This is a genomic window from Oceanobacter kriegii DSM 6294, from assembly GCF_000422845.1.
Classification (GTDB): Bacteria; Pseudomonadota; Gammaproteobacteria; order Pseudomonadales; family Oceanobacteraceae; genus Oceanobacter; species Oceanobacter kriegii.
The window spans coordinates 276,473-298,987 of sequence record NZ_KE383932.1; the positions used below are offsets into that span (position 1 = coordinate 276,473).

The 22,515-nt window shown below is 54.8% G+C and carries 22 protein-coding genes; 9 read left to right on the top strand and 13 right to left on the bottom strand.

Annotated elements, in window-relative coordinates; translation table 11 throughout:
- The 4 genes from G516_RS24135 (at position 1) to G516_RS0117820 (ending at position 2,930) form a co-directional block, all read left to right on the top strand.
- A complete protein-coding gene (locus tag G516_RS24135; protein WP_051219572.1) occupies positions 1 to 1,452 on the top strand; it encodes a chemotaxis protein CheW in 1,452 nt (483 codons plus the stop codon).
- Positions 1,453 to 1,649: 197 nt separating this feature from the next.
- Positions 1,650 to 2,132: a chemotaxis protein CheW gene (locus G516_RS0117810; RefSeq protein ID WP_028294794.1), complete on the top strand. Its 483-nt coding sequence runs from the start codon at positions 1,650 to 1,652 to the stop codon at positions 2,130 to 2,132.
- Between the two features lie 19 nt (positions 2,133 to 2,151).
- Positions 2,152 to 2,544: a DUF2802 domain-containing protein gene (locus G516_RS0117815; protein ID WP_028294795.1), complete on the top strand. Its 393-nt coding sequence runs from the start codon at positions 2,152 to 2,154 to the stop codon at positions 2,542 to 2,544.
- A gap of 110 nt (positions 2,545 to 2,654) precedes the next feature.
- Positions 2,655 to 2,930: a hypothetical protein gene (locus tag G516_RS0117820; RefSeq protein ID WP_028294796.1), complete on the top strand. Its 276-nt coding sequence runs from the start codon at positions 2,655 to 2,657 to the stop codon at positions 2,928 to 2,930.
- A gap of 71 nt (positions 2,931 to 3,001) precedes the next feature.
- On the opposite strand, the gene bcp is transcribed toward G516_RS0117820, so the two are convergent.
- The 4 genes from bcp to nrdA all read right to left on the bottom strand — a co-directional run bounded on the left by bcp (position 3,002) and on the right by nrdA (position 7,582).
- Complete coding sequence (gene bcp / locus G516_RS0117825; RefSeq protein ID WP_036537271.1) at positions 3,002 to 3,487, bottom strand: thioredoxin-dependent thiol peroxidase; 486 nt, start codon at positions 3,485 to 3,487, stop codon at positions 3,002 to 3,004.
- Positions 3,488 to 3,505: 18 nt separating this feature from the next.
- Positions 3,506 to 4,012 (bottom strand): class I ribonucleotide reductase maintenance protein YfaE, encoded by a 507-nt coding sequence (gene yfaE, locus G516_RS25300; RefSeq protein ID WP_407635456.1) that lies wholly within the window; start codon positions 4,010 to 4,012, stop codon positions 3,506 to 3,508.
- Positions 4,012 to 5,142 carry a class Ia ribonucleoside-diphosphate reductase subunit beta gene (nrdB, locus tag G516_RS0117835; RefSeq protein ID WP_028294799.1) on the bottom strand — a complete coding sequence of 377 codons (1,131 nt, stop codon included), beginning with the start codon at positions 5,140 to 5,142 and terminating at the stop codon, positions 4,012 to 4,014. The genes yfaE and nrdB overlap by 1 nt, the downstream gene beginning before the upstream one ends.
- Before the next feature lie 160 nt (positions 5,143 to 5,302).
- Positions 5,303 to 7,582 (bottom strand): class 1a ribonucleoside-diphosphate reductase subunit alpha, encoded by a 2,280-nt coding sequence (gene nrdA / locus G516_RS0117840; RefSeq protein WP_028294800.1) that lies wholly within the window; start codon positions 7,580 to 7,582, stop codon positions 5,303 to 5,305.
- Positions 7,583 to 8,293: 711 nt separating this feature from the next.
- Between nrdA and G516_RS0117850 the strand changes: the two genes are divergently transcribed.
- A complete protein-coding gene (locus G516_RS0117850) occupies positions 8,294 to 9,034 on the top strand; it encodes a response regulator (RefSeq protein ID WP_028294801.1) in 741 nt (246 codons plus the stop codon).
- A gap of 28 nt (positions 9,035 to 9,062) precedes the next feature.
- Positions 9,063 to 10,592 carry an ATP-binding protein gene (locus G516_RS0117855; RefSeq protein WP_028294802.1) on the top strand — a complete coding sequence of 510 codons (1,530 nt, stop codon included), beginning with the start codon at positions 9,063 to 9,065 and terminating at the stop codon, positions 10,590 to 10,592.
- Between the two features lie 43 nt (positions 10,593 to 10,635).
- Here G516_RS0117855 and G516_RS0117860 read toward each other — a convergent pair whose 3' ends face one another.
- Positions 10,636 to 11,547, bottom strand: a complete 912-nt coding sequence (locus G516_RS0117860) for a LysR family transcriptional regulator (protein ID WP_028294803.1) — start codon at positions 11,545 to 11,547, stop codon at positions 10,636 to 10,638.
- Positions 11,548 to 11,594: 47 nt separating this feature from the next.
- Positions 11,595 to 13,145, bottom strand: a complete 1,551-nt coding sequence (locus G516_RS23180) for a methyl-accepting chemotaxis protein (protein WP_051219573.1) — start codon at positions 13,143 to 13,145, stop codon at positions 11,595 to 11,597.
- An 83-nt stretch (positions 13,146 to 13,228) separates the two neighbouring features.
- Here G516_RS23180 and G516_RS0117870 point away from each other — a divergent pair, with 83 nt between their 5' ends.
- Positions 13,229 to 14,323, top strand: coding sequence for a GGDEF domain-containing protein (locus G516_RS0117870; protein ID WP_156879097.1), 1,095 nt, complete (start codon positions 13,229 to 13,231; stop codon positions 14,321 to 14,323).
- 175 nt (positions 14,324 to 14,498) lie between these two features.
- Here the strand turns inward: G516_RS0117870 and argF are convergent, their stop codons facing one another.
- From argF to maoP, 5 genes are all read right to left on the bottom strand, one after another.
- The gene (gene argF, locus G516_RS0117875) at positions 14,499 to 15,419 is read right to left on the bottom strand and encodes an ornithine carbamoyltransferase (RefSeq protein ID WP_036537275.1); all 921 of its coding nucleotides are present in this window, start codon (positions 15,417 to 15,419) and stop codon (positions 14,499 to 14,501) included.
- Positions 15,420 to 15,430: 11 nt separating this feature from the next.
- The gene (locus G516_RS0117880; RefSeq protein WP_028294806.1) at positions 15,431 to 16,597 is read right to left on the bottom strand and encodes an aspartate aminotransferase family protein; all 1,167 of its coding nucleotides are present in this window, start codon (positions 16,595 to 16,597) and stop codon (positions 15,431 to 15,433) included.
- Between the two features lie 358 nt (positions 16,598 to 16,955).
- Positions 16,956 to 17,861 carry a 30S ribosomal protein S6--L-glutamate ligase gene (gene rimK / locus G516_RS0117885; RefSeq protein ID WP_028294807.1) on the bottom strand — a complete coding sequence of 302 codons (906 nt, stop codon included), beginning with the start codon at positions 17,859 to 17,861 and terminating at the stop codon, positions 16,956 to 16,958.
- A gap of 4 nt (positions 17,862 to 17,865) precedes the next feature.
- A complete protein-coding gene (locus G516_RS0117890) occupies positions 17,866 to 18,285 on the bottom strand; it encodes an ATP-dependent zinc protease family protein (protein ID WP_028294808.1) in 420 nt (139 codons plus the stop codon).
- Complete coding sequence (gene maoP / locus G516_RS0117895; protein ID WP_036537278.1) at positions 18,278 to 18,607, bottom strand: DUF413 domain-containing protein; 330 nt, start codon at positions 18,605 to 18,607, stop codon at positions 18,278 to 18,280. The genes G516_RS0117890 and maoP overlap by 8 nt, the downstream gene beginning before the upstream one ends.
- Positions 18,608 to 18,739: 132 nt before the next feature.
- On the opposite strand from maoP, the gene G516_RS23185 reads away from it, so the two are divergent.
- Both G516_RS23185 and G516_RS23190 read left to right on the top strand, forming a co-directional pair.
- Positions 18,740 to 19,657: a LysR family transcriptional regulator gene (locus G516_RS23185; RefSeq protein WP_169449557.1), complete on the top strand. Its 918-nt coding sequence runs from the start codon at positions 18,740 to 18,742 to the stop codon at positions 19,655 to 19,657.
- Positions 19,644 to 20,612, top strand: a complete 969-nt coding sequence (locus G516_RS23190; RefSeq protein ID WP_051219575.1) for an alcohol dehydrogenase catalytic domain-containing protein — start codon at positions 19,644 to 19,646, stop codon at positions 20,610 to 20,612. Before G516_RS23185 ends, G516_RS23190 begins: the two co-directional genes overlap by 14 nt.
- A 71-nt stretch (positions 20,613 to 20,683) precedes the next feature.
- On the opposite strand, the gene queE is transcribed toward G516_RS23190, so the two are convergent.
- Both queE and queC read right to left on the bottom strand, forming a co-directional pair.
- Positions 20,684 to 21,376 (bottom strand): 7-carboxy-7-deazaguanine synthase, encoded by a 693-nt coding sequence (gene queE / locus G516_RS0117910; RefSeq protein ID WP_028294810.1) that lies wholly within the window; start codon positions 21,374 to 21,376, stop codon positions 20,684 to 20,686.
- A gap of 1 nt (position 21,377) precedes the next feature.
- Complete coding sequence (gene queC / locus G516_RS0117915) at positions 21,378 to 22,040, bottom strand: 7-cyano-7-deazaguanine synthase QueC (protein ID WP_028294811.1); 663 nt, start codon at positions 22,038 to 22,040, stop codon at positions 21,378 to 21,380.
- Positions 22,041 to 22,515: the final 475 nt, after the last annotated feature.

Below are 22,515 nucleotides of genomic sequence, written 5' to 3' on the forward strand. Positions count from 1 at the left end.
ATGAGTCAGCAAGCCAAACGTCCCAACAAAGTCGATGGCGTCCTGCAAGGCTATCTAGATGACCTGTTGATCGAGGACCTGCTGGTTGAAGCCACCGAGGTCACCGAACGCTATCAGGCTACGGATGATCCGCGTCCCGACGAACCGGTGTCAGTCGAGCGGGTTTCAGGCGAGCCTGTTTCAGATGAACCTGGTTTAGCTGAGCCAGAAGCAGCCGAACTGGAATCCAAGCCGGACCCAGAGCCCGCTAGTGAGACTGCTATTGGGTCTGTCAGTGAGCCTGCTATTGATACTGTTGGGGAGCAGGTAACAGAGGCCAGTGAGCGCATCCCGCCAGAATCAACAGCGGATGTTCCCAACAGCGCCCGTCAGGCACTGGATAACAAATTCAAGCGCAAGGATGGCCGGCCGTCGTTTCTGGCTCAATTCGATGATATCGATGACGCTGGTACTGGTGGTTTGAGTGGCGTAAATAAAAACGCCCCCGAAGCAGACAACCCCTTTCAGCAGCCGGAAGCGGCTGAGGATTATCCCTACGAAGCCCCAACTCACAGCATGGACGACGAGCTGATTGATGATGTGATGCCGGGCGTTATTTCATCCCGTACTGAGTCATCCCGTATTGATTCAACCCGCACAGAACTAGCCCTATTTACTGAACCTGCCCCATTCACAGAGACAGAACGCTTCAATCCTGAGTTGGCTCGTCAGACATTGCCGAGCCGAACTGAGCGAGAGCCTCTGAATGCTTTTGCGCCACCACTGGCATTGCCTGTGGCATTACCGGAGATTCCGCTACCAGAGGCCGTTGATCCTGAACCGGCTGTTGTTGAGCCAGAGCCCTTGGTTGCTCCAGAGCCGGAAGTATCTGAGCCTGCCGTCTCAGAATCAGTAGAGACCGCCGTTGTAGAGGCAGAGCCAGAAACCGCCGAGAGCCAAATTTCTGACACAGACCTGCAGCTCGACACCGAGTCCTCGCCATTAAACTGGCAATCCGGCACCGGGGTGGACTGTCTTATCTTTGTGGTGTGTGGCCTGAAGCTGGCGATTCCTCTGCCAATGCTGGGGGGCGTGCACAAGGTCAGCGACCGGGTTGTGCCTCTGTTTGGCCAGGCCAGTTGGTCATTGGGGGTCTGGCAAGGCGACAACAGCAAATTGACCATCATCGACAGCGCCCAGTTGATGATGCCGGAGCGCAAACGCAGCTTGCAGGACGAGGGGTACGAATACTTTATTCAGCTCGACCGCTCACCCTGGGCGGTGGCCTGTCAGGAAATATGCGACACCGTCAAACTCAACGAAGACGCCATCAAGTGGCGAGGGGAGCGCAGCAAGCGCCCCTGGTTGGCGGGCACCGTCATTGACGAGATGTGCGCCTTGATTGATGTTCCGGGTCTGATGGAGTTGCTGGAAGACAACGTCAGACCAGCGGCCAAGCGGGTTCAGCAATAATATCGAACGTGTTTTTAACGGGATTGGCCGCCTGGAAAAGCACACTTCTCGACCACTGTTTTGGCCGTTCGGGCCAGTGCACGAGAAGTCTCAAATTTTCTTTGCCATGAACTGGTACACATTGTGCTCTGTTCTATAGTTAAGAAAGGTTCGTCATGTTTACGTCAGGCAGCGGCCTTTCTTAAGAGGATGTTTTTATGTCAGCGATTGCCGGAAACAAGAGTGCAGAAGATCCCGTACTGCAGTGGGTCACCTTCCGACTGGATAATGAAACCTACGGCATCAACGTGATGCAGGTTCAGGAAGTTCTGCGCTATACAGAAATTGCCCCGGTTCCCGGTGCTCCGCAGTACGTGCTGGGCATCATCAACCTGCGCGGTAACGTGGTCACGGTGATCGACACCCGCCTGCGTTTTGCCTTGCCGGAAGCTGAAACCACCGACCAGACCCGCATCGTGATTATCGAAGCGGAAAATCAGGTGGTGGGCATTCTCGTCGATGCGGTGGCAGAAGTGGTGTATCTGCGTCAGTCAGAGATTGAAACCACGCCATCGGTGGGCAACGAGGAAAGTGCCAAGTTCATTCAGGGCGTTTGCCACAAGAATGATGAGCTGCTGATTCTCGTTGATCTTGAGAAACTGATGACCGACGAAGAGTGGTCTGAACTGCAGGGTATGTAAGCCCTGAAGGAAAGCGTCAATGTGGCCTTTAAGTATTGAGCAAGGGGTTCTGTTGGTGGTTGCCGGTGTGCTGGTGGTGGGTTTGGTCACCATCAAGCGGTTGCGAGGTGCCATCGTCAAGCTGGAAAAACAGTCGCTGTCGCAACAGCACAAGTTAAGTCAGCTGAAACAGAATCAGGAGGCCATGAACCAGAGTGTGGTGGGCATGGGGCGCAAGATTCGGCAATTGACCGAGCGTTTGGGCGAAGCCGAGCAGCGTTCGCTGTTTACCCCGGGCGATGAGGCCTCCTATCAACAGGCCGCACGATTGGTCAGCCTGGGGGCATCAGCCCGTGAGTTGGTCGAGAATTGCGGTATGGCCCGGGCAGAAGCTGAGTTGCTGGTGTCGCTGAAAGGCGGTCGCCCGCACTGATGTATGCCGTGGTCTGGATGGCAGTGACGAGGGAGTAGTATCAGGACATCACAGGCAAGTGACCGTTAAGGAGTGGCTTAACCATTTCCCAACAGGGGAAGGAGGCGCTTATGCTGACTTGGGTTGCCAGTGTGGCAATGACCGCCGTTATGGCGACAGTTCCTGCGCTGGCGCAGGCTCCAGCGGCAAACAACCTTGTGTCGGGTGTGACCTATAGCGGCCAGACTCTGGTATCTAACCGGATTATGGACGCAACCAATATGGAATACTCGCCAGACTACACCGACCTGTATTTGATCGAGGCCTTCGACAAGAGCCGGTTTATCAGGATTTACTGCAATGCCAGCAGTTGCTACAAGCTCAGGGGAACGTTCAAGTTTGTCTGAACAGATACAAAAAAAGCGGCCATCTCGGCCGCTTTTTTGTGTTTTTAACTGCCTGCACATTTGGGCTGTGATCAGCCTTTAGCGCGCTCGGCTAAAAACGCGATCACGTCGTCGTGATGGGTTTTGGTTTTTACCTTGGGCATTACATGCAAAATGCTGCCGTCTTCACCAATGATGAAGGTGATGCGGTTAACACCCATGTATTCCTTACCCATGAATTTCTTCAAACCCCAGATGCCGTAGGCCTGGCACATGGTGGTTTCTTCATCGGAAAGCAGATCAAAATTGAGGTTGTCGCGGTCGATGAACTTCTGCAGGCGGGCTGGTTTGTCCGGGCTTACGCCAACGGCAACGGCGTTGTACTGAGCCAGTTCTTCCTTGCTGTCACGCAGACCACATGCCTGGGTTGTACAGCCCGGTGTCATTGCCTTCGGGTAGAAGTACAACACCAGCACCTTGCCGGCGTAGTCGGCCAACGTCACGGTTTCGCCTTTCTGGTTCAGGGCACTGAAGTCCGGCGCCTGGGTTCCAACGTCTGGCAGTGTCAATGTGCTCATGGTTGTTCCTCGAATGTGTCAGTCTATCAGTTGGAGTTGTATCGGGCCGCGGGGGATGCAGCAGCACAACAGGATTTCATCGTCGTCCACCCAGGCCAGAGGTTCCTCGGTGTAATGTACGTCGCCTTTCAGCAGACGCGCACGACAGCTGCCACAGTAGCCTTCACGGCACTGGTACTGGACATCGATGTTCTGGGCTTCCAGTGATTCCAGCAAGCTGTTGGCGTGTTGGAAAGTCGCTTCCCGGCCGTCGTCCAGCGTCACCAGGTAGATGGGCGGCGACATGCCGTCCAGCTCCAGCTGCGGCGTTGGCTCGGGTTTTTCCGGGTCGTTTTCTGGCAGGTAGAGCTGTCCCTGACGCTCGTCGTCGCTGTCGGCTTCGGCTTCAGCGGGCTCAAGGTCGAATTGAGGCTGCTCGCTGGCGTCGCCATCGAGCTGAAACTCGTCGTCGTGCAGATTGAGGTGCGGGGGCTGTTCCTGGGCATCGCCAGTCGGTGTCGACTGGCGAGAATTCGTGTTACTCATCAAAGATCGAAATCACCCAGGTCATCGGTGTTGATTTCACTGTCGATGGCGCCCACCAGGTAGGAGCTGATTTCGGATTCCTGTGGTGCAACCTGCACGTTATCGCTGTTGAGCCAGGAGTTGATCCACGGCAGCGGGTTGGAGCGGGTTTCAAACAGTGGATCAAAGCCCAGCGCGGCAATACGCTGGTTGGTGATGTATTCCACGTACTGACACAGGATGTCCTTGTTCAGGCCGATCATGGAGCCGTCCTTGAACAGGTATTCGGCCCATTCCTTTTCCTGCTGGGCGGCGTCGCGGAAAATCTCGATGGCGTCGGCGCGGCATTCTTCAGCGATTTCGGCGAATTCCGGATCATCTTTGCCACGTGCCATGATTTGCAGAATGTGCTGGGTGCCGGTCAGGTGCAGGGCTTCGTCGCGAGCGATCAGTTTGATGATCTTGGCGTTGCCTTCCATCTTGGCGCGTTCTGCGAAGGCGAACGAGCAGGCAAAGCTGACGTAGAAACGAATGGCTTCCAGTACGTTCACCGACATCATGGTCAGGTATAGGCGACGCTTCAGTTCGCGCTTGCTGACTTCAATGGTTTTGCCATTGACCACATGAGTGCCTTCACCCAGCTGCTGGTGCCAGGTGGACAGTTCGATGAAGGAGTCGTAGTACTGGGTGACGGAGATGGCCCGACGGGTAATAAACTCGTTGCGGGTAATGTCGTCAAAAATGGTCGCCGGGTTCGGCACAATGTTACGCACAATGTGGGTGTACGAACGGCTGTGAATGGTCTCACTGAACGACCAGGTTTCAATCCAGGTTTCCAGTTCCGGCAGTGATACCACTGGCAGGAAGGCAACGTTTGGAGAGCGGCCTTGCACGGAATCCAGCAGGGTCTGGTATTTCAGGTTGCTGACGAAGATGTGCTGCTCGTGTTCTGGCAGGTCAAGGAAGTCCTTGCGATCGTTGGTCAGGTCGACTTCTTCCGGGCGCCAGAAGAAGGACAGCTGTTTTTCGATCAGGTTTTCGAAAATCTTGTGCTTTTGCTGATCGTAACGGGCCACGTTGACCTGTTCGCCAAAGAACATGGGTTGAGCAAAAGTGTCGAATTCGTTGCGATTGAACGTTGTGTAAGCCATGGGCGCTGTCGTCTCACCTGGCCGATGCTCGGCCAAACTGGTTCAGGTAATAACTAAAAGGAAACCCGCGCAGGCAGTTGCCGGCACGGGTATCGTGATTTGCTGCCCCATATTGTACAAAGCCTATACATATGGGGGAAGAAGAAGGGCGAACCCTTCATCAGATTTTACATGCACCACCGGCGCAATCATCGTCTTCGGCGATAACGGCTTCTTTTTGTGGGTCTTCCATGCCATCACGGGTGTTGTGGTAGTACAGGGTCTTGACGCCATTCTTGTAGGCCATCAGCAGGTCTTTCAACAGCTGCTGCATTGGCACCTTGCCGCCGAAACGGGATGGGTCGTAGTTGGTATTGGCTGAAATTGCCTGGTCGACGAACTTCTGCATGATGCCGACCAGTTGCAGGTAACCGGTGTTGTTCGGAATCTGCCACAGCAGTTCGTAGTTGTTCTTCAGGGTTTCGTAGTCCGGCACTACCTGTTTCAGGATACCGTCCTTGCTCTGCTTAACACTGATGTAGCCACGTGGTGGCTCAATGCCGTTGGTTGCGTTACTGATCTGGGAAGATGTCTCGGAAGGCATCAACGCGGTCAGGGTAGAGTTACGCAAACCGTGGCTGCGAATTTCTTCACGCAGGGCTTCCCAGTCGTAGCGCAGCGGCTCTTCACAGAACTTGTCGACTTCAGCCTTGTAGCTGTCGATCGGCAGGATGCCCTGTGCGTAAGTGGTTTCGTCGAACATCGGGCAAGCGCCGTATTCCTTGGCCAGCTTGGTAGAGGCTTTCAACAGCCAGTACTGGATGGCTTCAAAGGTACGGTGAGTCAGGCCGTTGGCGGAACCGTCGGAGTATTTAACGCCGTTTTTGGCCAAGTAGTAGGCGTAGTTGATCACACCCACACCCAGGGTACGACGACCCATGGTGGCTTTGAACGCGGCCGGTACCGGGTAGTCCTGGTAATCCAGCAGGCTGTCCAGAGCGCGAACGATCAGTTCAGACAGTTCTTCCAGCTCGTCCAGTTCGTTAACCTTGCCGAGGTTGAAGGCAGCCAGCGTACACAGTGCGATTTCACCGCTCTCGTCGTTAACGTCCATCAACGGCTTGGTTGGCAGGGCGATTTCCAGACACAGGTTGGACTGGCGCACAGGTGCTTTTTTCGGATTGAACGGGCTGTGGGTATTACAGTGGTCGACGTTCTGGATGTAGATACGGCCGGTGCTGGCACGCTCCTGCATCATGCTGGAGAACAGGTCGACAGCCTTGATCACTTTCTTGCGGATGGATTCATCCTGCTCGTACTTCACGTACAGCTGTTCAAAGCGTTCCTGGTCTTCAAAGAAGGCGTCGTACAGGCCTGGCGCGTCGGATGGCGAGAACAGGGTGATGTTGCCGTTCTTGATCAGGCGCTCGTACATCAGCTTGTTGATCTGCACACCGTAGTCGAGGTGACGAACCCGGTTTTCTTCAACACCGCGGTTGTTTTTCAGTACCAGCAGGCTTTCAACTTCGTAGTGCCAGATCGGGTAGAACAAGGTCGCGGCACCGCCACGAACACCACCCTGGGAGCAGGATTTAACCGCAGTCTGGAAGTGCTTGTAGAACGGGATACAACCGGTGTGGAAGGCTTCACCGCCACGGATCGGGCTGCCCAGAGCACGAATACGACCACCGTTGATGCCAATACCGGCGCGCTGGGAAACGTATTTCACGATGGCGCTGGAAGTCGCGTTGATGGAATCCAGGCTGTCACCGGCTTCGATCAGTACACAAGAGCTGAACTGACGGGTCGGGGTACGAACACCGGCCATGATTGGTGTTGGCAGTGACAGTTTGAAGGTGGAAACCGCATCGTAGAAACGTTTTACGAAGTCCAGACGACGTTCTTTGTCGTAGCCACTGAACAGGCAAGCGGCGATCAGTACGTACAGGAACTGGGCGCTTTCAAATACTTCGCCGCTGACGCGGTTTTGAACCAGGTACTTGCCTTCCAGCTGTTTAACTGCAGCGTAGCTGAAGTTCAGGTCGCGGCTGTGATCCAGGAAGGCATCCATGGCCGCAAATTCTTCTTCGGTGTAGTCGTCCAGCAGGTGCTGGTCGTAGCGCTTCAGTTCAACCAGCTTGCGTACGTGGTCGATCAGGCGTGGCGGCTCGTATTGGCCGTAGGCTTTTTTGCGCAGGTGGAAAATGTTCAGGCGGGCGGCCAGGTACTGGTAGTCAGGCGCTTCGTCAGAAATCAGGTCGGCGGCGGCCTTGATCAGGGTCTCGTGGATCTCGGACGTCGGCATGCCATCGTAAAATTGCAGATGTGCGCGCAGCTCCACCTCGGACACGGACACATTATGCAGTCCGTCCGCCGCCCAGGTCAGGACCTTGTGGATCTTGTCCAGATCCAGGGTTTCCTGTCGACCGTCGCGTTTGGTGACTTTGATAGAGCTGTTCATATAGTTTGCGCCTGTACTCAATTTGTTTTCGATCACATCCATGCTCAACAACCGCCGAAATTAGCTTGATTTGACCGGTTTCCAACAGGGGAAACCGGTGTGTACTTGCGTCGTTCAGGTTAGCGAGCCGGAGAGACCGTGTTGCTGTCAGATCACGGTGTCGGGAAGCGCCTGGACTGCCTCTCCGGCGGGTAACCGGAATATCAGCCGCCCGCAGAAGATCATCGAGTGTAACATCTCGATAAGATCCGTTTTTTGCGGTGGATAACAGGTTGGAAGCAAGGGCTGTTTCATATGACGAGGTAGAACTCGGCGACTCCGGGACGCCTAACCGTGTTGTTAGGAGACACAAGATAATGGGCTCGGGCTGCTGATTCAACCCCATATATTGTGTGTCTCTCAAAACGGGGTGTGGATAAATTGTGAAAGAATTGTGTACGTCTCAGGAGTAAGTTGTTGGTGATATTGCAACGATTGCCGCTAGCCCAGTAACGGTGCGGATCGTGTAAAAAGAAACCGCATTTTGTGCTTTGGTAAGTTTCTGTGCATTCGCTTGACTTTCAGTCTATGGTTACTGAAGAAGCCCTGTTTTGTAACAGAGCAATTCCAATTCAAGGCGGCAGGAACGGTCAGATCCACAGAGAGAACGGCCTGGAAGAAGTCGCGCCTTTACGTTAAAAGCTCGGCACGCAACAAACTGCTGGAGATCCAATGGTGAATGAAGCCCCATTGCATGATTCTGATGAAAACTGGCGCATCCTGATTGTAGAGGATGATGAACGCCTGGCGGCGCTGACCAAGGACTACCTCGAAAGTAATGGACTGAACGTTGCTATCGAAGGAGACGGAGCACGCGCCATTGAACGCATTAAATCCGAGCAGCCCGATCTGGTGGTGCTGGATTTGATGTTACCCGGTGAAGACGGTCTGGCAGTGTGCCGACTGGTTCGCCCACATTACAGCGGCCCGATTCTGATGCTGACCGCCCGAACCGAAGACCTCGACCAGGTGCTGGGTTTGGAGATGGGGGCAGACGATTACGTTGCCAAGCCGGTACGCCCGCGGGTGTTGCTGGCACGTATCCGCGCTTTGCTACGTCGGGTTGGTGACGTTGCGGAGCCGGTACGCGAAGAAGGCAGCCAGGAAAACCGCCTGACCTTTGGCAATCTGGTGGTCGACAGCGCGATGCGGGAAGCCTGGCTCGAAGGTCGCAGTATTGACCTGACCAGCGCTGAATTCGACCTGCTGTGGCTGCTGTGCAAAAGCGCCGGTCGAGTGCTGACTCGTGAAGAGATTTTTCACCAGTTGCGCGGTATCGAATACGATGGTCAGGATCGCTCCATTGACGTACGGGTGTCTCGCATCCGTCCGAAGGTGGGGGACGACCCAATGAACCCGCGCCGGATCAAAACCGTGCGCAGTAAGGGCTATTTGTTTGTGAAGGAACTGTAACCGGGTTGATGATCAGGAAAGCACGGTTATGAGTTCAATGTTCATTCGGGTGTACGGCTCTGTGCTGTTGGCCATTGCGTTGATTTACGGCGCTGGCCAACTGGCCATGATGCTGACAGAAACCACCCGCTCGCATTATTACTGGCAGCAACGGTTCTCGCCGCTGTGGCTGGAGTTGCTGCCGTCTCCTTTTTCTCCCCTGTCTTCATCTTCACAGACCAGCACCGATGTGGCGGATGCCTATGACTCGGTTTATGGTCAGGCGCAGTCGGTTGGCAAGCTGTCGTGGCAGTGGTTGTCGCCAGAGGCGTTAGGGGCGTTCAAGCAATATCAGCTGGATCACCGTGGGGTTGCCGTAGCCCCGTCTGCTGAGGCACTGGAAGTGTGGTTGGCAGACCCCACTGTGGCACCCGATCGGGTGTTGCACATTCGTATGGCCAGCCCACAGGGGCACCATTGGCCAGCCTTGGTCGACTCCCTGCAAGCGCTGGTGCAAAAGTATCCACAACGGGCAGATGCACTGGTGCAGTGGCTGCCTGAGTTGGTGGGTGACGATGTTCGTATCGCCATCTCGGATCATGGCACGCTGGAGCGTTTCCGAATCGCTCTGCCTGACGGTCGTTATATTGGTCTGACGCCGGAGCTCGGCTATTGGCGTTTGCAGGCCACTTTGGTGATTTTGCTGTTCGCGGCCTTATTGCTGGGCGTGGTGATGTACCAACTGGTCAACCAGCTGGAAGGCGGCCTTAAAAATCTCGATCAGGTTACCGGGCGTTTGGCACAAGGGCATTTGTCGGCACGGGTGTCGGTCGCCGGTCACGATGCTGTGTCGGGGCTGGGTTGTTCGATCAACAAGATGGCTGACCACATTCAGCGATTGATTGGCATTCAGCGGGAAATGCTGCGAGCGGTATCCCATGAGCTGCGCACGCCGGTGGCGCGTTTGCGATTTGGTCTGCAAATCATGGAAGACGATGCCAGTGACCCGGTACTAGGTAAGCAACTTCGTGGAATGGACGATGACTTGCAGGAACTGGACCAGCTGATTGATGAGATTCTGACTTACGCTCGTTTGGAAGAGGGTGGTCCCTTACTGGAATTCCAGCTGGTGGATGTACAGGACATTGCCTGGCAGGTGGTGGATGAAACCAATCCATCGGCGCGGGTGAACGTATTGTTTATTGAATCCGGCGCCCGCGATACCCGTGGGGAAGTGGAGCCAAGATACATACACCGGGCGATTCAGAATCTGGTGGGCAATGCCTGCCGCTATGCGTCATCGGAAGTGAATGTGCTGTGCAGTTTCACCGAGGATACGTGTCGGGTCGATGTCGAAGACGATGGCCCTGGTATTCCGGAAGATCAGTGGGGCTCGGTATTTGAAGCCTTTGCCCGGCTTGACGACAGCCGAACCCGCAGCTCGGGTGGTTATGGTCTGGGGCTTTCCATTGTGCGCCGGATCACCTACTGGCACGGCGGTCGTGCCATTGTTGGTCGCAGTGACAGTCTGGGCGGTGCCCGTTTCAGTCTGGTGTGGCCTCGCCGCCACACCGAATAATCCAAGCGGCGATAGCCTAGCCAGCTTGGCCAAGCCAGCCTGCTCAGGCTGGCTCAATTCCCTTCAAGCGATCAAAGCAGGTCTCTACGGACAGCTGCAGGAAGTCCTGCATGTAGTTGTCGTCACATTGATCTTCCCGAATGGCAGCGTACAGGGTTGGCCAGATACCGTCTCCCAACGGCGTGGCGGTCACCAGCTTGCCATCCAGATAGGGTTGCAAAGCCCAGTTCGGCAAACAGGCGACCCCACGGCCGCTGGCAACCAACTGAATCATCATCAGTGTCAGCTCGGTTTGTCGGGTGCCCGCAGGGGCTAATCCGGCCGGGCTGAGGAATTTGCTGAAGACATCCAGGCGGTCGGTGTCGATGGGGTAGTGGATCAGGGTCTCAGTGGCCAAATCTTGCGGTTCAATCTGGCTCCGCGAGGCCAGCGGGTGCTGGTTGGCGACGGCCAGCAGTGACTGGTATCGGAACAGCGGCTGGTAGTGGATGCGAGGGTCTGGCTCAGGGTCGGAAGTGATCACCAGATCAATGTCACCACGGGTCAGCGCTGGCAGTGGATCGAAGTGAAAGCTGGTGGTCAGGTCGATTTCGACCTCAGGCCATTGATCCCGAAAGCGATTGATGGCGGGCATCAGCCATTCAAAGCAGCTGTGGCATTCAATCACCATGTTCAGGCGGCCGGTTTCGCCGCCAGCCAACTTCTTCAGGTTAAGCTCGGTGTGTTGCAGCTGGGGTAACACCTGATCGGCGGCATTGAGAATTTCAAGCCCGGCTCGGGTAAAACGCAGGGGGCGCGATTTGCGTACAAACAGGCTGACCCCCAGACGGTCTTCAAGATCCTTGATCTGGTGCGACAAGGCGGACTGAGTCAGGTGTAGACGCTGGGCGGCTTCCACCAGGCTGCCGCCGTCTCTTAAGGCCGTTAGTGTGCGGAGGTGTTTGATTTCCAGCATATCTATGAACTACTTTCATGATCTCATCTGGAGCCCATGATAAGGGTTCAGGTTGTTTCCTGAAAGCGGTGAACAATGCTGGCTTGTTCCTGCGATACATTGGCTGCCGTCTGACAACTTGCGTGCATATTGTCGGCCATGACACCGGCCTCATCCGACAGCCTGCGCAGCTCCATGATGCTGTCCTGAATTTGATGCACGGCGTCGTTTTGCTCGTCGGACAACTGGCTGTTGCGATTGGCACTGGCACTGATGCTGTCGAGGGCCAGACGGATGTCCATAAACACTTCATTGACCGACGACGCCTTGGTAAGGGTTTCCTGCAGCGACGCCTGGCCTTCGCTGATGGCACCAACGGCGTTATCCGCTTGCTGGTTGAGGCCATCGACAATTTTTTGAATTTGGCCGGCCGATTCCTGGGTGCGCTTGGCCAGATTTCGTACTTCGTCAGCAACCACGGCAAACCCACGGCCTTGTTCACCGGCGCGGGCCGACTCAATAGCGGCGTTCAGTGCCAGCAAGTTGGTTTGTTCGGCAATGTCGGTAATGGCCTTGAGGAAACTGCTGACCGCCTGAATTTCGGTGGCCAGCAAGCCAATGGCTGACGAGGTGTCACTGAGTTTGCCGTTCAGGGCACTGGTCTCAGACACCATGCCCTCAACCTGAGTGATGCCACGACTGGAAATATCAACGGCGTTGGCAGTGCCTTGCTGGCTGTCATTGGACGCTTGCTGAATGGCCGCGGCGTTGTCTGAAATGCGTTGGGTGCTGTCTTCTACCTGAGCGGTGAAGGTGTGCTGTTTGTGAACGCTGTCGCGGGTGCTGCTGGCGCGTTCGAGGGTTTGCTTGCCAATGTCCTGCAAGGATTCGGTATTCTGTGAGATCCGAACCAGAGTGGTTTGCAGTTTGCGCTTCTGGGCGATTTGGGCAAATTCCACCGCACCTTCAAGATTGTGTTTGCCAGTGTAAATCCACGCCATGGTGGGGTTGTTGATAATCTGTCGAGCTTTACCCAGCAATGACTGATTGCGCTGACGTTGCACCAGTATTCCGACGGCTCCAAACAAACTCAGTGCAGCTGACAGCCAAAGCGGGGACGCACCAAGCCATGGCAGCACAGCGGTTGCTGCCAGCGCCAGGTACACCAGATGGTTAGGGTCAAACAAGGTGTTGGCGGCGGTGACGGAGCGGCCTTTCTTCATACGTTGATAGGCGTGTTCAGCCCGTGCGACTTGCTCCCGGCTGGGCTTTACCCTTACCGATTCATAACCTATGGTGGAGCCTCCACTGTATACCGGCGTGACATAGGCATCGACCCAGTAATGGTCGCCGTTTTTACAGCGGTTTTTCACCAGCCCGAGCCAGTGCTCGCCGCGTTTGAGGGTTTGCCACATGTCGTCAAAAGCGGCTTCCGGCATGTCGGGGTGACGTACCAGGTTATGGGGGCTGCCAATCAGCTCATCCATCGAAAAGCCACTGATGCGTACAAAGTCGTCGTTACAGTGGCTGATCATTCCCTTGGTATTGGTGGAAGAGACCAGGTGCTGGTGTTCCGTCAGGAGGATTTCCTTGTCGGTAATGGGCTGGTTGTTACGCATTGTGAGGACTCGAGCCGCTGTCTTTACTACACTATAGACAAGGGTTCATCGGTTGCCTGCCAGAGGCGGGAAAAGGACGTTATTTGACCATTAAGTTACATCGAGACATCTACCGTCGGCAGGGATTGGCTGTGGTAGGGATGCTGTTGTTTACCGCCTTGTTTGTGGGCGGTAATCGCTTTCTGGGGCTGGCACCCAAAGGTGAACTGCAACTGGTAACGACCTTTTGGGCTGGTATTGCCTTGTTGAGTTATTGGTCCTGGAGCGGCCGTACCCGGGATTACCGCGACCCGGGGCTGACGGTGTTGTACATCCTTTGGGCGACCCTGTTTGTCAGCCTTTCTATCCTGATATCTCCTCAAATGCGCTTTGTGATGATGCTTGCTTATTTGGCGTTGCTGCCATTTGGCATTCTCGGCATGGGCTGGCGCTCGTTCTTTGGCGTTTGTCTTACCACCATTGGCGGCTACAGCTTGCTGGTGCTGTATTTTCGCAATCACACCGAAGGCGTTTTTGATCCACGGCTCGAACTGCTGTTAGGGGCATCGTTTGCGCTGGCAGCCATGTCTCTGGCGCTGGTGGCCCGTGAGATGGTGTTGTTGCGGGAAGCCTACAGCCGCAAGAGCCGCGAGCTGAAGCTGGCCACAGCGCGAATTGAAGAGTTGTCGATCAAGGACGAAGTAACCGGTTTGCTGAACCAGCGTTACTTTGATCGCACCTTGCAGAATCAGCGAGCGGTCAGCAACCGGGATGGTCGGCCCTTTGTGGTCGCCTTGATGGACATTGATCACCTCGATGCCTTACGGGCGTTGCACGGCGAACGATCGGTGCAAACCATGATGCATGAGCTGGCACAGTTGCTGACGGTGACGTTGCGGGAAGTTGATATCGTATCGGCTTATGGAGCGGGACGTTATGGTGTGCTGTTAACCGGCGCAACGATTGACACCGGCCAGGCGGTGCTGGAGCGCATTCGTCAGAAGGTGACCGAAACACCGTTTGCCAAAGGCGTGATTCAAACGTCGGTTTCCATTGGTGTGGTGCAATATCAGCCGTCGGAATCGGTCGAGGAGTTATTGAGTCGTGCAGACATGCATGCGGCCATTGCCGTCAATGAAGGCGGTAATCGGGTGGTGGTTAACTGGTCCGGATCTGCTGGGGTCAGTCACAGCGAATAACACCAGAAGTGCCTGTGCGGCCTCTGACCTGTTCTGACTGATCTATTCTGATTGATCTGTTTTAACGACGAGGGCTGCAAAGAGCTTTAAAGGGACTTTAAAGAAGAGTTTAAAAGAATGGTTGTCGACATGGGTCGACAACCACAAGGGGCGCCAGAAAGGATGTCGCGAAGGATCAGGAAAGGCCCTGAGCTTCCTTCAGCAAAAATTCCATCAGGGCTTTTTGAGCGTGCAGGCGGTTTTCGGCTTCATCCCAAACTACGGAACGAGGATCATCCAGCAGGGTCATGCTGATTTCTTCACCACGGTGCGCTGGCAGGCAGTGCATAAAGACTACGTCTTCTGCGGCCGTGTCCAGCAAGGCTTCAGTAACCTGATAACCCGCAAAAGCGCGTTCGCGTTCTTTCTGCTCTTCTTCCTGGCCCATGGAGGCCCACACATCCGTCACTACCAGATGCGCACCTTTTACGGCTTCTTCCGGAGTGCGGTAGATGGTAACGCTGTCCTTACAGGCTTCCAGAATTTCTGGCTTTGGATCAAAACCTTCTGGTACTGCGATGTTCAGGTGGTAGCCAAACTGCACGGCGGCATTCATGTAGGAATGACACATGTTGTTGCCATCGCCGACCCAGGCCACGGTTTTACCGGCAATGGAACCGCGGTGCTCAAGGTAGGTTTGCATATCGGCCAGCAGCTGACATGGATGGTAGTCGTCAGTCAGAGCGTTGATCACAGGCACTTTGGAGTTGGCTGCGAACAGTTCCAGACCGGCGTGATCGAAGGTCCGGATCATGATGATGTCGACCATACGGGACAGCACGCGAGCGCTGTCCTCGATAGGCTCACCGCGACCCAGTTGGGTATCGCGGGGAGACAGGAAAATCGCCGATCCACCAAACTGAGCCATACCGGCTTCAAAGGATACGCGGGTGCGGGTGGATGATTTTTCAAAAATCATGCCCAGAACCTGATTCTTGAAGGGTTCATAGATTTCATGACGATGTTGCATGGCCTTCAGCTCGATGGCGCGCTGCAAAATCTGGTTCAGCTCCTCTGACGACAAATCCATCAGAGTCAGAAAGTGTCTCACGGCAATTCCTTCGTCTATCAGTCGAGTGATTCAACAAGTTCGCAGACAAGCTCAACGATCTTGTCTGCGTCTGTTTTATTCAGGTTCAGTGCCGGCAGCAAACGGATCACGTTGCCAGCGGTTACGTTGATCAACAGGCCTTTTTCAAGGGCCTTGCCAACCAGTTCAGGGCAATCCTGTGACATCACCAGGCCAATCATCAAACCACGACCACGGATATCAACCAGTTTGCTGTTGCCAGCCAGACGCTGACGGAATTCGGCGGCCAGGTACTCACCCATTTCACGGGCGTTGTTGCACAGACCTTCGGATTCAATGGTATTCACGACCGCGAGGGCAACGGCGGAGCACAGCGGGTTACCGCCGTAGGTGCTGCCATGGCTGCCCGGTTGCAGGATCTCGGCAGCCTTGCCACGTGCCATGCAGGCACCAATTGGCAGACCGTTGCCCAGACCTTTGGCGGTGGTGACAACATCCGGAACAAAGCCCAGCTGTTGGTAGGAGAAATAGCTACCTGTACGACCGTTACCGGTTTGCACTTCGTCCGCCAGCATCAGCCATTCGTTGGCATCACACAGGCTGCGAACGCCTTGCAGGAATTCCAGAGAGCCCGTTGCCAGACCACCTTCGCCCTGAACGGTTTCCAGCATCACGGCAACAACGTTCGGGTTGGCTTTGGCGACTGCGGTCAGGGTATCCAGATCGTTGTACGGTACACGGATAAAACCGCTCAGCAGTGGGCCGAAGCCTTCCTGTGCCTTGGCATTACCGGTGGCTGTCAGGGTGCCCATGGTGCGGCCATGGAACGCTTTGGTCATAACGATGATGACTGGCTCGGTGATGCCGCGCTGGTGGCCGTATTTACGGGCAAGTTTGATCGCCGCTTCGTTGGCTTCTGCACCGGAGTTGGAGAAGAACACCTTATCCATGCCGGAAATACGCGTCAGGGCATCGGCCAGTTCCTGCTGGCGGGTGATGCCGTACAGGTTGGAGGTGTGGATCAGGCGGCTGCCTTGTTCCGTTAATGCACTGGTTACGGCAGGATGAGAATGACCGAGGCCAGTGACTGCGATGCCCATCAGGGCATCCAGATACGCCTTGCCTTCGGTATCCTTGAGCCAGCTACCTTCACCAGACACAAAGGTGACAGGCAGACGGCCATAGGTATTCATGATTGCTGACATACAGGGATTGCTTCCTTAAAAACGCAAAAGGGCAGCTGCTGCTGCCCAATAGGTGTTCGACTATACGAAAGGCGTTTGGTGAAGTAAACGACTGCGGGTCAAGCGGTGGCGTAATCGCCCATTATGGATGCAAAAACGAAGAAAATACGGCTGTTGACGAATATTATTCGTCGTAAGATTGGTTTGAGTGCACTAAATTCGATGTCTGGCTGCTTTGGAGAATTAAATTGCTGGGAGAGACTGGGCGCCTGTTCAAGGAGTTCACCCAATACTTCGGGCTGAAAACAACAAAGGGCCTTGCGGCCCTGTGTTGGTGACTTTGTGTTTACAGCTCGGTGCTGGCAACAATAAACGTTGATCAGCCCTGACCGCGGGTTTTGGTTCTGTGCGCCTGGGCATTTTTCTCGATGAACATGATGATCTTCGAGGCCACATCGGTATTGGTGGCTTCTTCGATGCCCTGAATACCCGGTGATGAGTTTACTTCCATAACCACTGGCCCACGATTGGAGCGCAGGATATCGACACCGGCTACGTTCAGTCCCATGGTTTTGGCAGCACGTACGGCGGTAGAGCGTTCTTCCGGCGTGATGCGGATCAACTGGGCAGTACCACCACGGTGCAGGTTGGAACGGAATTCGCCGTCCGCGGCCTGACGCTTCATGGCCGCAACCACGCGGTCACCCACAACAAAGCAGCGAATATCCGCACCGCCAGCTTCCTTGATGAACTCCTGTACCATGATGTTGGCTTTCAGACCCATAAAGGCTTCGATCACACTTTCTGCCGCCTTGCGGGTTTCGGCCAGTACCACACCAATGCCCTGGGTGCCTTCCAGCAGTTTGATTACCAGTGGCGCACCGCCGACCATCTGGATCAGGTCAGGAATGTCGTCCGGGCTGTGAGCAAAGCCGGTCACCGGCATGCCAATGCCTTTACGGGACATCAGCTGCATGGAGCGCAGTTTGTCGCGGGAGCGGCTGATGGCAACGGATTCGTTGAGCGGGTATACGCCCATCATTTCAAACTGACGCAGTACCGCCGTGCCATAAAACGTAATGGAGGCACCAATGCGGGGAATCACTGCATCAAATCCCGTCAGCGCATCGCCCTGGTAATGGATCGATGGCTCGGTACTGTTGATGTTCATATAACAGTGCAGAGTATCCAGAACGACCATTTCGTGGCCACGCGCTTCGCCAGCCTCTATCAAACGACGGGTGGAGTAGAGGCGAGGATTGCGCGACAGAATCGCGATTTTCATAGTGTTAATTGCTCAGATAAGTGTGTTCAACGTCGACCACAAATCGACCGGCGAAGGCTTCGCGCCCCAACAGCATAGGATAGGTCATGCTGCCGCGGTGACTCAGATTGAGATCAATCGCCCAGTGTTGGCCGCCCAATGACACATTGGTACGAATCACGTAGCGGTAGCTGCGTGAGCCATTGGAACTGGCGATGCGCTTACGGCTATGAACAGGTGCTTCGCAGACCTGATCAATGGGCATTTCTCCACGACGAAACAGCACGTGGAATTGAACCCACTGCTGGCCGTCGCGTTCAAAGGTTTCAACCTCTTCAGCATGAATGCTGCTGGAGCAGGCGCCGGTATCGACTTTGGCCAGACATTGGATGTCCAGTTCCGGTAAATCGATTTGTTCCAGGTATCCGATTGCTGGTTTAGTCATCCGAGTCCGCAGTCTCCGCAATGCCGTCAGTGACTGCACCTGAAGATGCGGTGAAATAAACCTGCTTGCGACGCAGTGCGGCCAGATAGCGGCCCCAGGCTTTTTCAACGTCGGATTGTGCCACGGCTTCGCCCATGCACACCTGTACAAAGCGGGTTTCAGCTTCATCGGCTGGCAATTGGTCGCCTTGATGAAGCGCTTTCAACACCACACCCTTGCTTTCCAGCAGGTCGGCCTGAGCCCGGGTGAAATCTCCCGAACGATGGAAGCCGCGAGGGAAGTTGGTGTCATCGTAGAATTTTTTGCTGCTTTCAAAACTCATGACGGTTCCTCGTAGATGCATTTTTTGAAGCGCTGTGGCTGGACGCCATCTCTATTTCGGCGGAGTATGGTCAGGGCACAGAGTGCGGTAAAACAAAAAATATTTGTCGTAACGAACATCATAATTGGTCGAATGGATACAGAACTTCTAAAAACCTTCATGGAGGTTTCGCGCACCCGTCACTTTGGCCGTGCCGCGGAAAATCTTTACCTGACCCAGTCTGCTGTCAGCTTTCGGGTGCGCCAGCTCGAAGGCCTGCTGGGCGTCGAATTGTTCACCCGTCAGCGTAACAACATTCAGCTGACTACCGCTGGTGAGCGCCTGATGCCACTGGCGGAGAGTACCGTGCAGCTGGAGAAACGCATCCGCCAGGAAGTGGCCACTGAAGATGCTCGTAATCAGCAGGTGGCCATCGGTGCGACGCCGAACTTATGGGATGGTTTCCTGCAACAACAGGTTCCTTCCCTGATTGACGGCGCTGCCGGTTTGGCGGTGGCAGCGGTTGCGCATAGTAGTACCACCCTGGTTCGGCAGGTGCTGGAGCGCACCATTGATTTGGCCTTTCTGTTTGACGCCCCCAAAGTTGACGAACTGACCACGCTGGAAGTTGCGCACTTGCCATTGCATCTATTCAGTAGCCAGCCCAACCAGCCTGCGGAAGAAGCGGTCGGGGAAGGGTATGTGATGGTGGATTGGGGAACAGCGTTCATTAATGATCACAATCTGGCCTTCAAAGGCCAGGCCAGTCAGCAGGTGATGACCAATACGGGACGCATCGCGCTTGATTGTGTGCTGACTCGCGGCGGCGCAGCCTATCTGCCTGTTGGCCTCGCCCAGAGCCACGTAGATAAACAAGAACTGTTTGAGGTCGACGATGCACCGGTGATCCAACGTTCGGTATACGTCAGCTACCACAGCAACGGTGGGCGGGAACATATTATTGATACCGTGGTGCGACAGGTGGCAGATGCCAACAACAGTGCGCATCCACTGGTTAAAAAACTCAATCCGGACGATATAGGTATAGGAGGGCTGGATGACAAACGCTAAAGCGGTCACGGTTTCACAGCTGGGTGGCCCAGAGGTTCTGCAAATCACCTCGGTTGAAGTGCCTGCTCCTTCAGCAGATGAAGTATTGGTTAAGGTATTGGCAGCTGGCTTCAACCCCATTGATACCAAACTGAGGGCCGGACTGGCCCCGGTACTGACAGAAACCGGCATCACCGGGGTAGAACTGTGTGGTGAAGTGGTCGCCGTTGGTGATGCGGTAACGACGTTGAAAGCAGGCGATCGGGTGTTTGGTGTCAGTGGTGGTGTGTTAGGCACCTGGGGCGCCTGTGCGGAATACACCCTGGCTCGAGCCGAATTGTTGGTACCAGCCCCGGACAATATCTCCGATCAGGTTGCAGCCTGTGCCGGTGTTGTTGGGTTAACGGCGCTGGAGGCGCTTGAACGTCTGGCACCTGTTTCGGGCCAGAAAATCATGATCCTTGGTGCGTCCGGCGGGGTCGGGCTGGTGGCGGTGCAACTGGCTTTGGCAGCAGGACTTGAGGTGTATGGCACCGCAGGCACGGAAGAGCGTGTTGAAGCGCTGGCGGCTATGGGCGTAAACGCCTGCTTCCATAACGAAGTTGACGATTTACTTGCTGCTGACAGGGTATTCCCGTTGGTGCTGGATACTCATGGCGGGGCATCATTGCAGCAGGCGCTGAAACTGGCGGAAAGCTATGGCCGGGTGGCGACCATTAATGCTCGCGGCGAACACGAGTTGGCGATGGCGCATGGTAAGGCATTGACCCTGAGTGCCATCTTCTCTCTCATCCCGGTATTAAAGCGTATTGGAATTGAACAGCACCAAAAGCGCCTGGCGACCTTGTCAGCCATGCTGGAAAGTGGCGCATTGATACTTAACGAGCCGGAAACGGTGGCGATGTCGGAAGTGGCTGCGATTCACCAGCGTTACGAATCTGGTCAGTTGGGCCACAAGGTAGCGTTCGTCTGGTAACTGCGGGTAAACACAAAAAAGCGCGCAATCCGTTCATCGGATGCGCGCTTTTTTGTGGCTGAAGGGCTGGATCAGTCGATGCCCATCCACTTATGGGTTTGCAGGCTGATTTTCCATTCGGGATTGTCCATGCAATAGGCGACTGCTTGCTCTGTGGTTGACGTGGCTGAGTCCAGTTCAAATACGTCGATCAAAGCGGGCTGATGAACGGAAGAACGAATGGCGGTGCTATCCAGTGGTTGCAAATAACGATGGCTGGCGCGGATGGTATCAAATCGTTCTGGTCTGGCATCCGGTTGTGGAAACACCAGCTTCAGCTCATCGCATTCGGTGACCACCAGATCGCTGTCGCCTTTTGGACTGAGGCATACCCAGTCAATGCCGTCAGGCAGTGCCAGAGTACCGTTGGTTTCGATGGCAATTTCAAAGCCCGCCTGGTGGAGTTGGTCGACCAGTGCCTGATCCAACTGCAGGGCGGGTTCGCCTCCGGTGCATACTACGTAGGGCTTGCCGCGGCTCATGTCTGGCCAAAGCGACGTCAGTAGCGACACCAGTTCGTCAATGTTATAGCGACCACCGTTTTGGCCATCGGTGCCAACAAAGTCAGTGTCGCAAAACTGGCACACGGCCGCCATGCGGCCAGTATCCTTGCCGTTCCACAAATTGCATTTGCTGAATCGGCAGAAGACAGACGGGCGTCCGGCCTGGGCACCTTCACCCTGTAAGGTATAGAAGGCTTCTTTAACCCGATACGAAGACGCCATCTCAGGCCTCTTCGTAGGCCAGTGGGTCGGCGGCCTGGTTCAGTTCAAAAGCTTCCAGTCGCTCAACGCAAGAGCCGCATTTACCACAGGCCTTTTCACGGCCGTTGTAGCAAGTCCAGGTTTTGCCGTAATCCAGGCCCATCGCCAGGCCATCTTTCAGAATGCCGATTTTGTCGGAGTTCAGGTAAGGCGTGACGATTTCGACCGGCTCGTAGTTGGCAATCTTTGCTACATCGTTCATGGCGTGAACAAACTCGGGGCGGCAATCCGGGTAGATCGCGTGATCACCACTGTGAGCGCCATAAAACACCTTGTTGGCACCAATATCGACGGCATAGCCGATCGCCAGCGATAACAGAATCATGTTGCGGTTTGGCACCACGGTAGACTTCATGTTGTCGTCGGCGTAGTGGCCTTCAGGAATATCCTGTGCAGACGTCAGCGAAGAGCTTTGCAGTAACTGATTAATGGCAGTGATATCAATCACCCGATGGGACAGACCCAGCTCTTCACACACGCTGGCAGCAAAGCGGATTTCCTTACTGTGTTTCTGGCCATAATCAAAGGTAAGCGGGTACAGCTCATAACCTTCTTTATAAGCACGATGAAGAATGGTGAAGGAATCCATTCCGCCGGAATAAATCACAACGGCTTTTTCAGACATAACAACTCCAGGGTTAGCCAAACGGAAGACAGTCCGAGCGGCTCGTAAAAAACACGTACATCTACCTATAGAAGTACGTACCTGTGAAAGCGCCGCATTATACGCAGGTTTATAAAAAAGTATTGACTCAAAATGTCACACCGGTATTATGCGCGCCTCTTCGCTGCTCAGGCAGAGAAGAGCAAGGAAAACAGCGTGTTTAGCCGCTGCGGTCCTTGAAATAAATCTTCACTAAGGTGTTGACCGCTTCGGTTAATCGCGTATTATTCGCCGCCTTTGTTCGAGGTGCTCGGTTTTGTTGCTGAGTGTTTCGGTTGTAAGTATTTGTTTTTAAATGACTTTTCTTAAGTTGCTTGAAAATGATTGCTTGACAAGAAGATTTGGCGCTCTATAATGCGCCGCACGATTTGAGAGGTTGTTGTTTCGCTTCTTGAGTTGGTTGAGAAGTTCGGTTCTGTGTTGTTTAACTGAATCG